The organism is Ruegeria sp. YKSF57, assembly GCF_059612585.1.
Window position 1 is genome coordinate 21872 of the sequence record NZ_JBXWQW010000030.1, and the last position, 14444, is coordinate 36315.

Annotated in this window: 13 protein-coding genes; 1 reads left to right on the forward strand and 12 read right to left on the reverse strand. The window is 59.7% G+C overall.

The annotated features are described in order from the left end of the window. Window positions 1-9: 9 nt before the first annotated feature. The 10 genes from cphA to fabD form a co-directional block, all read right to left on the reverse strand. A complete protein-coding gene (gene cphA / locus AC2FLX_RS13880) occupies window positions 10-2814 on the reverse strand; it encodes a cyanophycin synthetase (RefSeq protein WP_496810686.1) in 2805 nt (934 codons plus the stop codon). A 23-nt stretch (window positions 2815-2837) separates the two neighbouring features. Next, window positions 2838-3725: a cyanophycinase gene (locus AC2FLX_RS13885; protein WP_496744056.1), complete on the reverse strand. Its 888-nt coding sequence runs from the start codon at window positions 3723-3725 to the stop codon at window positions 2838-2840. Window positions 3726-3779: 54 nt separating this feature from the next. Next, window positions 3780-4946, reverse strand: coding sequence for a beta-aspartyl-peptidase (iadA, locus tag AC2FLX_RS13890; RefSeq protein ID WP_496810685.1), 1167 nt, complete (start codon window positions 4944-4946; stop codon window positions 3780-3782). Window positions 4947-5262: 316 nt separating this feature from the next. Next, window positions 5263-6423 (reverse strand): endolytic transglycosylase MltG, encoded by a 1161-nt coding sequence (gene mltG, locus AC2FLX_RS13895; RefSeq protein WP_496744052.1) that lies wholly within the window; start codon window positions 6421-6423, stop codon window positions 5263-5265. After that, window positions 6424-7689, reverse strand: a complete 1266-nt coding sequence (gene fabF, locus AC2FLX_RS13900; RefSeq protein ID WP_480748289.1) for a beta-ketoacyl-ACP synthase II — start codon at window positions 7687-7689, stop codon at window positions 6424-6426. It abuts the gene before it with no gap. A gap of 336 nt (window positions 7690-8025) precedes the next feature. Beyond that, entirely contained in the window at window positions 8026-8769 is a 744-nt protein-coding gene (locus AC2FLX_RS13905; protein WP_480748288.1) for a 1-(5-phosphoribosyl)-5-[(5-phosphoribosylamino)methylideneamino]imidazole-4-carboxamide isomerase, read from the reverse strand. 123 nt (window positions 8770-8892) lie between these two features. After that, window positions 8893-9432 carry a GNAT family N-acetyltransferase gene (locus AC2FLX_RS13910; RefSeq protein WP_496744048.1) on the reverse strand — a complete coding sequence of 180 codons (540 nt, stop codon included), beginning with the start codon at window positions 9430-9432 and terminating at the stop codon, window positions 8893-8895. 143 nt (window positions 9433-9575) lie between these two features. After that, window positions 9576-9809 carry an acyl carrier protein gene (locus AC2FLX_RS13915; protein ID WP_480748286.1) on the reverse strand — a complete coding sequence of 78 codons (234 nt, stop codon included), beginning with the start codon at window positions 9807-9809 and terminating at the stop codon, window positions 9576-9578. A 205-nt stretch (window positions 9810-10014) separates the two neighbouring features. Then, complete coding sequence (gene fabG / locus AC2FLX_RS13920) at window positions 10015-10752, reverse strand: 3-oxoacyl-[acyl-carrier-protein] reductase (protein WP_480748285.1); 738 nt, start codon at window positions 10750-10752, stop codon at window positions 10015-10017. A 57-nt stretch (window positions 10753-10809) separates the two neighbouring features. Next, complete coding sequence (gene fabD / locus AC2FLX_RS13925) at window positions 10810-11748, reverse strand: ACP S-malonyltransferase (RefSeq protein WP_496810684.1); 939 nt, start codon at window positions 11746-11748, stop codon at window positions 10810-10812. A gap of 158 nt (window positions 11749-11906) precedes the next feature. Between fabD and AC2FLX_RS13930 the strand changes: the two genes are divergently transcribed. Further along, window positions 11907-13124 carry a cytochrome b/b6 domain-containing protein gene (locus AC2FLX_RS13930; RefSeq protein ID WP_496810683.1) on the forward strand — a complete coding sequence of 406 codons (1218 nt, stop codon included), beginning with the start codon at window positions 11907-11909 and terminating at the stop codon, window positions 13122-13124. A 79-nt stretch (window positions 13125-13203) separates the two neighbouring features. Here AC2FLX_RS13930 and AC2FLX_RS13935 read toward each other — a convergent pair whose 3' ends face one another. After that, a complete protein-coding gene (locus AC2FLX_RS13935; protein ID WP_480748282.1) occupies window positions 13204-13776 on the reverse strand; it encodes a YceI family protein in 573 nt (190 codons plus the stop codon). A gap of 127 nt (window positions 13777-13903) precedes the next feature. Next, the gene (locus AC2FLX_RS13940; RefSeq protein ID WP_480748281.1) at window positions 13904-14422 is read right to left on the reverse strand and encodes a hypothetical protein; all 519 of its coding nucleotides are present in this window, start codon (window positions 14420-14422) and stop codon (window positions 13904-13906) included. Window positions 14423-14444: the final 22 nt, after the last annotated feature.

The following is a 14444-nucleotide window of genomic DNA, read 5'->3' on the forward strand; positions in this document are numbered from 1 at the left end:
GTCGCCCCCTCAGTCGGAGTCCTCACCAACATCCCGCGGCAGCCGCACGCCGCGTTCATCCCGGATCAGCGCCTGATCGCTGTCAAACAGCTCCTCGAACGCGCCGGGAACGGGTGCAGGCGCCGCCGCACTCGCCTCGGCAGACTCGGCATCCTCATCCGAATTGAAATAGATGATCTGCTTCCAGCACCGCGCCGTGTCATCACCAAAGATCACCAGCACGTCGCCCGGCGCCGCCATGTCCAGCGCCGCGTTGATCGCCTCGACCTCGTCGGGAATGACGCTGATCGCCTCCTCGGCAACTCCGCCCGACATCAGGCCCGATTTCAGCATCTGCGGGATTTCGTCATGGCCGCGCCCGCGGCGGTTGTCATCGGCCTTGCAGATGAAATGATCGAAATGCCCCGCCAGCGCCTTCGCCGCGTCCGCCACGTCCTGATCGCGCCGGTCACCGGGCATCGAGACGACGCACAGCCGCCTGCCCTTGACATCCATCCGGTCGGACATCGCGCTCATCGCCGCCAGCGCCGCCGGATTGTGCGCATAGTCCAGGATCACCTTGAAGGGATGCTCGTCAAACACGTTCATCCGCCCCGGCGCCTGGAAATAGCTGGTGTCGAAGGTGCGCAACCCGTGCCGGATATTGTCCAGATCGACCCCGAAACTATAGGCCATGGCTGCCGCAAACATGGCGTTCTGCACGTTGAAGATCGCCTTGCCCTCAAGTGCTGCCGGAATCAGATGCGACCACAGGATCGGGATATGCAGCCCGTTGTCATAGATGGTCAGCATGTCGCCATTCATGCCCTGTTCCAGCACGATGGCCTTGCCGCCCGCCTGAATATGCTCCTTCACAAGGCTGTGGCCCGGATTGGTCGTCACGTAAAAAATGGTCTTGGCCGGCGCATAATCGGCCATTTTCAGACAGTTGATGTCATCGGCGTTCAGCACCGCCGTGTCGGTGGCGCTTTCCACCACCACGCGCTTGACCACCGCCAACTGCTCGACCGTGTCGATGCCGCCCAGCCCCAGATGGTCGGCCGAAACGTTGAGACACGCCGCCACGTTCGAGCGCTGATAGCCCAAACCCGACCGGACAAGCCCGCCACGCGCGGTCTCCATCACCGCGAAATCCACCATCGGATCGCGCAGCACGATCTGCGCCGATTTCGGCCCCGTCATGTCACCCTTGACGCTCAGCTTGCCATCCACATAAACGCCGTCCGTCGAAGTCATCCCGACAATCTTGCCGCTGGCCTTCATGATATGGGCCAGCATCCGCGACGTCGTGGTCTTGCCGTTGGTTCCGGTGATCGCGGCAATCGGGATGCGGGTCTGCTGGCTGGCCGGGAACAGCATGTCGATCACCCGGCCCGCCACGTCGCGCGGCTGGCCCTCGGACGGGGCCACGTGCATGCGGAAACCGGGCGCCGCGTTCACCTCGACGATCGCGCCGCCGATCTTCTTGTAGGATTTGGTGATATCGTCGATCAGGAAATCGACGCCACCCACATCCAGCCCCACCGCCATGATCGCGCGCTCGGCCATGTCGCGATTGTCGGGATGCACCACATCCGTCAGGTCGATGGCGGTGCCGCCGGTCGACAGGTTCGCCGTCGAGCGCAGATAGAAAATCTCGCCCTCGGGCAGCACCGTTTCTTCGGTCACGCCCGCATTCTCCATCAGGCGCCTGGCCTGAGTGTCGATCTCCAGCATGGTCAGCACCTTCTCGTGCCCGATGCCCCGGCGCGGGTCCAGGTTCACGATGTCGACCAGCTCGGCAATCGTGTGCTTGCCGTCGCCCACCACATGGCCCGGCACCCGCTTGGCCACCGCAACCAGCTTGTTGTTGACCACCAGCATCCGGTGATCGAACCCGGTGATGAAGCTTTCGACCAGAATGGCGCGGCTGCGCGAATGCTCCTTGGCCTCGGCAAAGGCGGTCTCGACCTCGGATTCCGAATTCAGGTTGATCGACACGCCGCGCCCGTGATTGGCATCCAGCGGCTTGACCACCACCGGAAACCCGATCCGCGCCGCCGCCTTGGCCGCCTCGCGCGCGGCATAGACCATGCGCTGTTGCGGCACCGGCAGGCCCAGATCGTTCAGCAGGTTGTGGGTGTCTTCCTTGTCACAGGAAATCTCCACCGCGATATGCTTGGTTTCCGAGGTGATGGTGGCCTGAATGCGTTTCTGGAACTTGCCATGCCCGAACTGCACCAGCGAACCTTCGTTCAGGCGGATCCAGGGAATGTCGCGCTCCTCCGCCGCCCTGACCAATGATCCAGTCGAGGGGCCGAATTCCTTGCGCTGCGCCCGCAGGACAAAGCTGCGCAACTCGTCGTCCCAATCGAACTCGGGATCGAAATCGTACTCCAGCTGCTCTTTCAGCTTCTGCGGCAGCAGATGCATCAACAACCGCATCGCCAGCTTTCCGGCGGCCAGCCCCACATCGCGCTGGCGGTATTCATAGACCATGTTGTACTGGCCCGGCTGACCGGTGCCGCGGGTCCGGCCAAAGGTCACGTCCGAGCCCGCCACGTTCTGCACCTCGATGGCGCAATGCTCCAGCACATGGCCCAGCCAGGTGCCCTCATCCTCGCGCAGGCGGCGGATGAACCCGCCGGGTTCGCGATAGGAACAGCCGTGCTCGGCCAGGCCGGGCAGCGCCGCAATCAGGGCGTCGATAAACGCAGGCCCGATACGGGCCGATGGCCACTCTTCCAATATTCCCAGATCAATGACATGCCGAATGACCGGAAAACTCGCCCAGACATTCGGGCCCACAAAGACATTGGTCGAGATGATTTTCATGAGGCTCCCCGTTTATCAGATTATTATTCCCCCCCGGCGGCGGCCTTTTCCCCGGACACTTCCGGCAGGGTGCAGAACGCCAGATGCTCATCCGGCGGAAACGCCTGACGAGCCGTCAGGTCATAACGGCACCCTTCGCCCAGAACGTCAAGCCGAAGTCCAAGCAGGCTCAGCGCCTCCCCGGCGCGCGCATCCCACATTGACGAATGGCTGAGATGGCTGGCATCGACCACCGTGACCGATCCGCTGCCCACCACTTCCAGCACGTTGTCGGGTCCGATGAAGGCCGCCGTGTCCTCGTCGATACCCAATCCGATCAGAAAAGGGTTGAAGGATGAGGCGGTTAGCAACCGCCCCAGCCGGTTGCGCTGGGTGAAATGCTGATCGATGATGACGGCGTTGGTCAGCCCCATTCCCGGCGCCAGCGTGATATTGCCCTGCGCGGGGGCCGCGTTGCTACTGCCTCCGGCGACCATGTGTTCCGACATGATGGATGCCCCCGCCGAGGTGCCCGCAACAGGCACCCCCGCCGCATTCCGCCGCCGGATCTTCTGCGCCACCAGCGTGCCGCCCAGAATCGCCGACAGCCGCAACTGGTTGCCGCCGGTCATGAAAATCCCGGTCGCCCGGTCCAGCATCCCGGCAAAATCCGGGTTGTCGCAATCGGCCCGGCGCGAGATCGGCAGGAACTCGACCTTGCCCGCGCCAAGCTCGGAAAAGATGCGGTTGTAATCCGGCCCCGTCTCTTCCAGCATCGAGGCGGTGGGGATCACCACGATATCCGCCTTCGGTCCACCCGACATCTCCACGAACCTGCGGTGGATCTGCATTTCCTTCACGCGGTCTTCGCCGCCACCGATGGGGATGATGAACCCGCGCGGGGTGTCTGCAGCAACGGGTGCTGGGCACATGTCGAAAAAACCTTCCAGTCCTGAAGCGGGCAGCCGCCAGAGCCGCGCGGACGCTTATACCTGTTCATACATGCCGCGCCGGGCTATCTGGCCGTTGCGGACATGCCATTCCCCCCGTGCCATCACATGCCGCACCCCAAGGTTTTCGTCAAGAACCACCAGATCAGCGTCCATATGCACGCCCAACCGTCCCTTGCGGCGCAGTTTCAGCAAATCGGCGACATTCGAGGTGAACGGCGCCAGCGCCTCGGCCAGCGGCACCCCCATTCCCACCAGCGCGGCCAGCGTTTCCGGCAAGGTATCCGACAGGCCGATGCCAAAACGGGTCAGGTTCCCTTCGCGGTCAAAGGCAGGCAGGCATCCGCCGCCATCCGAGCTGATGGTGAACCGCTCCATCCGACCGCCCGCGTCGCGAAACCGCACAAAAGCCTCCGCAGCCGAAATTCCGGGCTCGACATGATCATCGGGAAAGGCGGTGGCGTCGATGTAACAGCCATACCGGGTCAGCGCCACGGCCTGCTCGAACAGCGGTTTGTTGCGGTTGACATGGGTCGGGTTGAACACCCGCGCAGGGATTTCGGACGTGGCAATCGCCTGTTCCAGCATCGACAGCCCCCGCTCCCCATCGCCCATGTGGCAATGCACGATCCCCGCCTTGCCGGTCATCAGCCCGGCCACATGCGCCTCGCTGGCGATGCGCAGCACCTCGTCCAGCGTCGGCTGGCTCGAGCGGTGATCGCTGATCGCCAGCTCCCCCACCCCGATCACCGGATCAAGAAACACGATATCGCCCCGCGCCGACCCGGTCAGCGTGGTCAGCGGCACATGATACCCCCCGGTATGACACCAGGCCGAAAGCCCTTCTTCGCGCAACCCATAGGCCTGCTGCACCAGCGTCTGAGTATTCCGCGTCAGGTCATCCGTACCCAGAACCCCGACAACCGAAGTCACCCCGGCGCGGGTAAAGGCCGACAGCATCATCGGCGGCACCCGGCTGGCCGGCCCGGTTTCGCCGCCACCCCCGGTGATATGCGCATGCGCATCGATCAGCCCCGGCACAACCGGCGCGCCCTCGGCATCCATCACCTCGGCCGTCAAAGCTTCCGGTATGTCGGGCAGACCCGCTCCCAGATAGACGATGCGCTCTCCGGCGATGACGATGTTGCCGATGCCAACCGGCTCGGGACTGTGGATCAGGGCGTTCTTGATGACGGTCAGCACAGGTCAGGTTCCTTGATGAAGGTGGCAGCAAAAACACTGCGTCACCTCTGACAGTTCGATTGGGCTTTGGGAAACGTTAAAGCAAAGTGACCCGCCCATTGATGATCAGATTTTGATAAGTCCTGATGCAACCGACCGCATTGGCAAGGTTGCATCACCCGGATCCGGCTCCGCCGGTCTCCAGTGGCGCGACGCAACGCAGACGGGCAAAGACGCTGCCCCGTCGAAATCGATCCATCAGACTGCCTGGGACTTGTACATTTCGCACAACACGCCCCCGAAAACCTGTACATTTCGGACAAGTCGGACAAGCGGGTCAGTCGCCCTCGCTCTTCCGCTGAGCCTCGATCTCGCGCCATTTGGCGACGTTGCGGTTGTGTTCCTGCAGTGTTTCGGCAAAGGCATGACCACCCGTTCCGTCAGCCACGAAGAACACGTAATCCGTCTTCTCCGGCGCCACTGCGGCCTCAAGACTCGCCAACCCCGGATTGGCAATAGGCGTCGGTGGAAGGCCATCTATAAGGTATGTATTCCAAGGTGTTACGCGGCGAAGCTCGCTTTGTCGCAACCCGCGCCCCAGGCTGCCCTGACCCTTGGTTATCCCATAGATCACGGTCGGGTCCGTCTGCAGTTTCATGCCTTGTTCCAGGCGGTTGACGAACACACTCGCCACCTGCCCCCGCTCTTCTGGAACGCCGGTTTCCTTTTCGATGATCGAAGCAAGGATCAGCATTTCTTCCGGCGTCTCGATAGGCAACCCATCTTGCCGGGCCTCCCAAACTGCGTTCACCCTAAGTTGCTGTTTTTCCACCATTTTAGCAAGAACTTCGGCGCGGTTCGTCCCAGGCGTCACCTCATAACTGTCCGGTGCCAACATCCCTTCGGCCGGCAGTTCCCCGACCTCGCCGTCCAGCACGTCCATCGCCTTGAGGGCCTCGACAACCTGCCACGACGTCACGCCCTCGGCCATCGCAATGCGATAGCGGGTATCTCTCTCGGCGCGTTTTTCTGTATATTCTTCAGGCACTTGACCATCAGCAGGATCGAACTCGGCAATCTCCACAAACTCCAGCGTGGCCGGGTCCAGTTCCCGCACTTCGGTCTGGGTCCGTGTCACGCCAATCCGATACACGATTTCGGTCCCGCATGTGCTGGCCCCGCTGCGCGTGATCTCTTCGACAATCTGTTCCATCGACGCACCTTCGCGGATCAGAAAACTTCCCGCCTTAAGGTGTTGAGATTTATCGGAATAATCTGACCCCAAGCGGAAGATTGTGCCACTGGTCACCGCGCCCTGCTGTTCCAGATCACGGCTCACGCGGGTCATGTTCGACCCACTTGCAACCCGCAGGCAGATGGCCGTATCCAAAGGTCCTTCAGCCGTATACTGCGACTTGCCCCACAGCACGACCCCAGCGGCCAGGAACATGCCCACCGCCAGAACAGTCAGCATGTTCGAAGCCAGACCCCGCCACATTTAGTTGGCCTTTCCGAAGATCACACTCGCATTTGTGCCACCGAACCCGAACGAGTTCGACAGGGCAACATCGATCTTGCGCTCGCGCTTGGCGTTCGGTGCCAGATCAAGCGGTGTTTCGACGGCCGGGTTTTCCAGGTTGATCGTCGGCGGGGCAACCTGATCGCGGATCGCGAGGATCGAGAAAATCGCCTCGATCGCCCCTGCCGCGCCCAGCAAATGCCCAGTGGCCGATTTGGTCGACGACATGGTCGCCTTTGCCGCGTGATCCCCCAGAAGACGCTCCACCGCTCCAAGTTCGATCGTGTCCGCCATGGTCGAAGTGCCATGCGCATTGATATAGTCGATGGCCGAAGGCTCCAGCCCGGCGCTCTTCAACGCGGCGCGCATCGAACGTTCGGCACCATCACCGTCTTCGCTAGGCGCCGTGATGTGATAAGCGTCGCCAGACATGCCGTAACCAAGCACCTCGGCATAAATCTTGGCGCCGCGTGCCTTTGCGTGCTCATATTCCTCCAGCACCACAACACCCGCGCCCTCGCCCATGACAAACCCGTCGCGATCAACGTCATAAGGACGGCTGGCAGCTTTGGGGTTGTCCGCATACTTGGTCGACAGCGCCTTGCACGCGTTGAAACCCGCGATTCCGATTTCGCAGATGCAGCCTTCGCCGCCGCCCGCAACCATCACATCCGCATCGCCAAGACGGATCAGCCGGCTGGCGTCTCCGATGGCATGAGCACCGGTCGAGCACGCCGTCACGACCGAATGGTTCGGTCCCTTGAATCCAAAGCGGATCGACACCTGACCCGACGCTAGATTGATCAGCGCACCGGGGATGAAGAACGGCGACACACGGCGTGGGCCGCGGTCCTTGATCAGGTTGGCGGTTTCCGCAATCGATCCGAGCCCACCGATGCCCGACCCGATCATGACACCGGTACGCAGGCGTGCATCCTCATCCTCGGGCAGCCAGTCGGCGTCCTTGCACGCCATTTCGGCTGCAGCGATCGAATACAGGATAAAGTCCTGGATCTTGCGCTGTTCCTTGGGTGGCATCCAATCGTCGGGATTGAATGTTCCGTTCGTGCCATCACCGCGAGGTACTTCGCAGGCATAGGTCGTGGCGACTCCGCTTGCCTCGGCGTCGAATAAGGTGATCGGGCCGGCACCTGACTCTCCGGCCAGCAGCCGCGACCAGGATTCCTCGACCCCGCTGGCCAAAGGTGTGACCAAACCAAGACCGGTTACAACGACTCTGCGCATAGACTATGCCTCTTGCCTGCTTCCTGTTTGAAAACCGCTCATACCCCGGCCAAGGGGATGGGGGCAAGAGCGAGCATTCCTTTACAATCAGCGTTTTTCAGCCACTTGGCAATCGCAGAGCTCTGATGAACTTACCTCAACACGCACCAGAGCAAGCGACTTCGCTGAACGGAACAAGACGTGCTCACCTCAAAACAGGTTCGATCTGAGGACCCGCCTCATCAACACCAACCCGACAGGTCGTCTTCCAAATGACGACCGAATTTCGCTCAATGCCAAAGGAACGCCAACCCGGAATGCTGCGTGGCAGCAATTTCGGGATGGCGCAGAAGTTTCTTATTGGAAATCAGCAACCGGCTCATGCGCAGACTGGGCGACAGCCAGCGCTTCGGACAGATCCAGTGTTTTGCGGAACAACGCTCTACCGACCATCGCGCCTGCGATATTGTGAATATACGCAAGACGCGAGATATCGTCGACCGAACGTACGACGCCGCTGGCGATGACGGGCGTCTTTGCCTCGGACGCCAGACCGGAAATCAGGCCCAGCTGCGCCTCGACGTCGACCATGTCGCTATTGATATCGGTCACCAGGATCGCTGCAAACGGCGTATCAGTGAACGCTTGGATAAAGGCTTCCGGCGTCCAGACACTCTGACTGCGCCACCCTTCGGTCATCACATAGCCCTGCCACACATCGACCGCCAGAACGATCTGGTCGGGATGGCGGATTGCCAGATCCTTGACCGTGTGTGGATCGCGCGCCGCAAACGTACCAAGAACAACGCGCCCCACGCCTTTGTCGATCCAATGGTCAACATTCTCGCGGGTCCGCATGCCACCACCCAGCTGAACCGGAACGCCGACCGCGCGAATGATCTCTTCGATCAGTTCGGCATTCTCGTGACTGCCTTCAATCGCATCGAAATCGGTTACGTGAATCCATTCCGCACCGGCCTGAGCCCAGCTGCGCGCGGTCTCGACCGGATCGACATGCCACAGCATCGCCGAATCCAGCCGCCCCTTTTCGAGCGTCACGCAGCGCCCTTTTTGCAGTTCCATCGTGGGATAAATGATCATGAGCCTGTTCCTCTGCTCAGTCGTCGTGGAAATCGAGCATAGCATATCGCAGAGAGAATCGCAGTCATCTCACAGGATCGGCATCGTTTGCGCCATTTGCGGCGCACGGGCGAAAAATGCGTTTCACATCACGGCTGGCGGCCCATTGCGGCGAAACAGATTCACCAGCGTTCCGCGATACTCGGTTTCGCGCAGCGGCTTGTAACCCAGTTTTTCTACCAAGTTGCGGGATACTTCGTTGGCGACGTCCACCAATGCAACCAGCGGGCCGGGGATCACCCTGTCAAACCAGTCATGAGCGGCCTGCGCGGCCTCGTACCCCAATCCCTGGCCTTGAGCTTCTTGGGACAAGACCCAACCTGCTTCGGGGAACCGGTCGAAATCTTCGCCAAGGCAACGATTGCTGTAGAAAAAGCCTGTCTGCCCGATCATCCTGCGGGATGCTTGCGAAACAACCGCCCATTGTCCGAAACCAGTCATCTGCCAGTGACCAGCATTGCGCAGAAACGCATCCCAGGATTCGCCGCGCGTTCGCACCTCGCCACCGATAAAGCGGACGACCGTGGGATCGCTCCAGATTTCCGCAAACCGCTGAAAATCCTCAGGTCGCATCGCACACAGCGTCAAACGTGCCGTATTTATCATCGGGATGGATCGTTTCATGTCCTGCCCGTTCTGTTTTTTTGCCTCAGGAACGAAAATTGCTGGCGGTGCAGGCGTTGCGCAAGACGGAATCTGCATCGGTCAACAAAAAACGGCGCCTCCGTTGCACGGAAGCGCCGTTTTTTTGGGGTCACTCGAAAAGCTTAGGAAGCTTCGGTGATGAATTTTACGGCGTCGCCGAAAGTCTGGATGGTTTCGGCCGCATCATCCGGGATTTCGATACCGAATTCCTCTTCGAAAGCCATCACCAGTTCCACGGTGTCAAGGCTGTCTGCACCCAGATCGTCAATGAACGACGCGTTCTCGATGACTTTGTCCTCTTCAACACCCAGGTGTTCAACAACGATCTTTTTTACGCGATCTGCGACGTCGCTCATGTCTATTCCTCATTCCTTCAGGGCGCTTTGCCCGGTTCTGCCCTTGCCCGATCGGGCGGCTTTGATATGCCCGTTCCGGGCGGTTTGGGTCCCGGAAACCCCGGGGATTCGAGGACCGACCATCGGATCAGCCCTAACAGATACGCGCCGCCTATAGCACAGACAACGCAGGAGGCAAACGCTTTCCGCCTGCCACCGCCTGCGCCTACAACATGGCCATACCGCCGTTCACATGCAAGGTGCTTCCTGTTACATAAGCCGCTTCGGGGCTGGCCAAGTATAGAACTGCCGCAGCGATTTCTCCCGCCTCGCCCATTCTGCCCATCGGAACCTGCTGTAACAGGCCTGCTTTCTGGTCTTCTGTCAGTTTTTCCGTCATCGCGGTGGTAATGAACCCGGGGGCAACGGTGTTCACGGTGATTCCCCGTGATGCAACCTCATGGGCAATCGCCTTGGCAAGCCCGACCATACCGGCCTTGGACGCAGCATAGTTGGCCTGCCCGGGATTCCCGATGGACCCGACAATCGACGAAATGTTGATGATCCGGCCCCAGCGCGCCTTCATCATGCCGCGAAGAACACCTCGGCACAAACGCATGGTCGCGTTAAGATTGACATCAATGACGCTGTCCCATTCAGCATCCGACATTCTCATGAAAAGGTTGTCCTTGGTTATTCCGGCGTTGTTGACGAGTATGTCGACCGACCCCATGATCTCGGCTGCCTGTTTCGGCAACGCAACCACGGCGTCAGAATCTCCGAGATTGCAGGGCAGAACATGGGCGCGTTCGCCAAGTTCGTCAGCCAAGGCTTGCAAGGGCTCGACGCGAGTACCTGATAGCGCCACTGTTGCGCCCGCGTTGTGCAATGCGCGGGCGATTTCCCCACCGATACCACCCGAAGCACCTGTGATCAGAGCGTTTTTGCCCGTCAAATCAAACATGATCATCCCCTTATTAGACTGCATGTCTTTTTCATACAGCTTATGTTCCTAAAACTGTCAGGTGTCGCCCGCTGTGATTTTGTTCACGTCATCGGGTGTTCCGACTGCATTGGTCGTAAGTACCCGGTCGATTTTGCGGATCATCCCCGACAGGGCTTTGCCCGCCCCGATTTCCCATAGTACGGTAACACCATTCGCCGCCATGTATTGTACGCTTTCCCGCCAACGCACAGATCCTGTGACCTGTGCGACCAAGAGCTGGCGGATCAGGTCGGGATCAGTCACAGCCTCGGCCCGCACATTGGACACCAGCGGGACGGTGGGCGCCTTGATTTCCACATCGGCCAGGGCTTGGGCCATCACATCCGCCGCAGGCTGCATCAAGGCGCAATGGAACGGGGCGCTGACAGGCAGCATGATCGCGCGCTTCGCACCCATTTCCTTGGCAATCTCGGCGGCGCGTTCAACGGCCGCCTTGGCGCCGGACACCACGACCTGTGTCGGGTCATTGTCGTTTGCCGCCTGACAGACCTCGCCCTGGGCGGCCTCATCGGCAACCTCGCGCACCGCATCCAGATCCAGCCCAAGAATGGCCGCCATCGCTCCTTGGCCTACCGGCACGGCACTTTGCATCGCCAGCCCGCGCGTACGCAGAAGGCGCGCCGTATCGGATAAGCTCAAGGCTCCTGCCGCGGCCAGCGCCGAGTATTCACCCAACGAATGACCGGCGACAAAGGACGCTTTTGATACCGGGACTCCTTCGGCCTCCAACGCGCGCATGGCTGCCATCGATGTGGCCATCAGCGCGGGCTGTGCATTCTGCGTCAGTGTCAGTTCGTCAATATCGCCTTCCCAGATCAGCGTGCTCAGCTTTTCTCCCAAAGCCTCGTCCACTTCATCAAAGACGGCCCTTGCAGCCGGATAGGCATCAGCCAGCGCCTTGCCCATTCCGATCGTCTGGGCGCCCTGCCCCGGAAAAACGAATGCGATTGTCATTGCGACCTCTTACCTGACGTTGGGTTGCCGCGCGGTGTAAACTGCACAGGCGCGCGGCACAAGCTCTGCATAAAGACACGGAACCTGTGCGCTCTAAACAGTTGCACCTTGAGACGCGTCACATAGGTTTTCCGTAAGACTAGCAGGAGAGCCGCACAGTGCCTTTTACCAACTCGTCGAGCCAATATGGAAGTATTGCCAAAACTTTCCACTGGTTGATCGCGTTGATGATTCTGACCGCCATTCCCTTGGGATGGGTCGCAAGCGAAATGGCCAAGGACGTCTATGATCCGTCCGTTCAAACCACGATCGAGGACATTAGCCGTACCGTAACCGTGTTTTCCATCCACAAAACGCTGGGCGTTTCAATCTTGTTCCTGGCGCTCGCGCGAATCTTTTGGGCCTTGACCCAAACCAAGCCGGGCTTGCTGAACGCGGATAACAAACCCGAAGCTTACGTTGCGGAACTCGTGCATTGGGTACTTTATGGGGCTTTGGTTCTGGTCCCGTTGACCGGCTGGATGCACCACGCCGCCACCGAAGGTTTTGCCCCGATCGTCTGGCCGTTTGGGCAAAACCTGCCATTTGTGCCCAAATCCGAATGGCTTTCCAGCTTGACTGGCCGGCTGCATTGGATTTTTCATTGGGTTCTGGTTGTTGCCGTGGGGCTGCATGTGCTTGGCGCTTTCAAGCACCACGTGATCGACCGGGACGGCACATTGCGGCGCATGTTGCCCGGTCGGCCCATCGCCCCCGAACCGCCACAACAATCGCACAGCCTGCTGCCTGCCGCTACTGCTGTAGTCCTTTGGGCGACCGCACTGGGATATGGCGTCTGGAGTGGTGGTCAAGCCGCTGAACCGACGCCCGCCTCGAACCTCGCCCAGGTGCAATCGGACTGGCAGGTCGAAAGCGGGACACTCGGGTTCACGATCACACAGATGGGAAATGCCATCAAAGGCAGGTTCGCCGACTGGAACGCATCCATCACATTTGAAGATCCGGCGCAGTCTGGCCCGGCGGGGACCGTCAACGTGACGGTCTCGATCGCGTCCGTGACCATCGGTTCGGTTACCGACCAGGCAAAAGGCCTCGATTTCTTTGACGCCGCCAACTTCCCGACCGCGACATTCCAAGCCGAATTGTTCAAGACAGAGACTGGCTATGAGGCGCGCGGACCTCTGACAATCCGTGACCAGACTCACGACGTAGTATTGCCGTTCACACTTGATCTAAAGGGCGACCAGGCGACCATGTCCGGGAAACTGGCGCTTGACCGCATGCAGTACGGGGTCGGTTCGAACATCAAAGATGAAGCGTCCCTGAAATTCGAGGTTGATGTAGACATTGAATTGACCGCACACCGTTCGCAGTGACAACACGGCTGAGCCAAGATTGGTTACCTAAAAAACGGCGGCCATGCAGGCCGCCGTTTTTTTTGGAAAGGGTAGATCCTTACTCGACCTTCTGCGCCTCGACCGAAATTTTGATCTCGACTTCATCGCTCACGTAGGGCGCGAACATACCCAGGTTGAAATCCGAGCGCACAACTGTTGTGGTTGCATCGAACCCGGCCCAGGGCTTGCCAGCCACCGGATGCTCACCCAGCTGGTTCAGCGTGGCATCCAGTTCGACCGGTTTGGTGACCCCGTTCATAGTCAGCTCGCCCACAATCTTGGCCGAATTCTCGCCAGTGATTTCAATCCCTGTCGAGTTGAAGGCAATCATGTCACCCTCCTTGGCGCCAAAGAAATCGCCCGACATGAAATGTTCTTCGCGTTTTTCCCATCCAGTAAACATGGACAGGACCGGCATCGAGACCGAAACACTTGATGTTGCGGGGTTTTCGGGGTCGAACAAGATCTCGCCCTCGAACCCCGAGAACATGCCGGTCGTGGTCGAGAACCCCAGGTGGTTGTAAGTGAAAACCACTTGGCTGTGGCTTGCATCCAGAACATATTTGTCGGCAGTCGCCAGCGCCGATGTCGCGGTCAACGCCAAGACGGCGGCAAGAAGGGTCGTTTTCATAAAGTCTGCTCCACGTTAAGACGATGCGACCAATCGGGCCGCCCATCAAACGAAAATGTGCCGCCCCAGGGCGGCACACAATCTTCGAATTTTCACAGAACCTGTTAGAGAATGAACAGAGGCAGACTCACGCAGCGATTGCAATGGATCCGCTCAACTGTCCCTTGAGCGCATTCGCGACTTCTTTCGACGCCAATGGAAGTTTCATCAAAAGGCTACCATCGAGATCGAACAACTCCACCTGCTTGTCCGAAAAGCGGGCGCCGCCCAGTGTTTCATAACCGCGACGCAGCACGGTGTGCGGACGGCCGTTTTCGTTTTTCTGCAGAACCCGCACTTCGCGACGGATCGGATCGAAATATGCGTCGGGGCGATCGTTCACATGCTTAAGGGTCAGCAAGGCTGTTCCCATTGCCAGAACCAGCATCGATGGAACCGCCTTGAAGGGCAACATGTCGGCATCGAAAGTCGAACCCGGCATAAACCAAAGGGCTAGAACACTGACGATCATCAGCAAACCGATCGCCTTGAGCAGCACAATGCGCGCAGGCCAGTTCGGAGCGAATGTGATCTTGACCGGCACGGCTTTGTCAAAGGCCGACACGGTCATCGGCTGCGAGAATGTGTTGGTCTGGGTCGCGGTCATCGGTCTCAAGGTCCTTACAATG

What these genes read in the sequence shown, in the direction of transcription:
- cphA (WP_496810686.1), bottom strand. Translation starts at nt 2,814, where the DNA reads ATGAAAATCATCTCGACCAATGTCTTTGTGGGCCCGAATGTCTGGGCG.
- AC2FLX_RS13885 (WP_496744056.1), bottom strand. Translation starts at nt 3,725, where the DNA reads ATGTGCCCAGCACCCGTTGCTGCAGACACCCCGCGCGGGTTCATCATC.
- mltG (WP_496744052.1), bottom strand. Translation starts at nt 6,423, where the DNA reads ATGTGGCGGGGTCTGGCTTCGAACATGCTGACTGTTCTGGCGGTGGGC.
- fabF (WP_480748289.1), bottom strand. Translation starts at nt 7,689, where the DNA reads ATGCGCAGAGTCGTTGTAACCGGTCTTGGTTTGGTCACACCTTTGGCC.
- AC2FLX_RS13905 (WP_480748288.1), bottom strand. Translation starts at nt 8,769, where the DNA reads ATGATCATTTATCCCACGATGGAACTGCAAAAAGGGCGCTGCGTGACG.
- AC2FLX_RS13910 (WP_496744048.1), bottom strand. Translation starts at nt 9,432, where the DNA reads ATGAAACGATCCATCCCGATGATAAATACGGCACGTTTGACGCTGTGT.
- AC2FLX_RS13915 (WP_480748286.1), bottom strand. Translation starts at nt 9,809, where the DNA reads ATGAGCGACGTCGCAGATCGCGTAAAAAAGATCGTTGTTGAACACCTG.
- fabG (WP_480748285.1), bottom strand. Translation starts at nt 10,752, where the DNA reads ATGTTTGATTTGACGGGCAAAAACGCTCTGATCACAGGTGCTTCGGGT.
- fabD (WP_496810684.1), bottom strand. Translation starts at nt 11,748, where the DNA reads ATGACAATCGCATTCGTTTTTCCGGGGCAGGGCGCCCAGACGATCGGA.
- AC2FLX_RS13935 (WP_480748282.1), bottom strand. Translation starts at nt 13,776, where the DNA reads ATGAAAACGACCCTTCTTGCCGCCGTCTTGGCGTTGACCGCGACATCG.
- AC2FLX_RS13940 (WP_480748281.1), bottom strand. Translation starts at nt 14,422, where the DNA reads ATGACCGCGACCCAGACCAACACATTCTCGCAGCCGATGACCGTGTCG.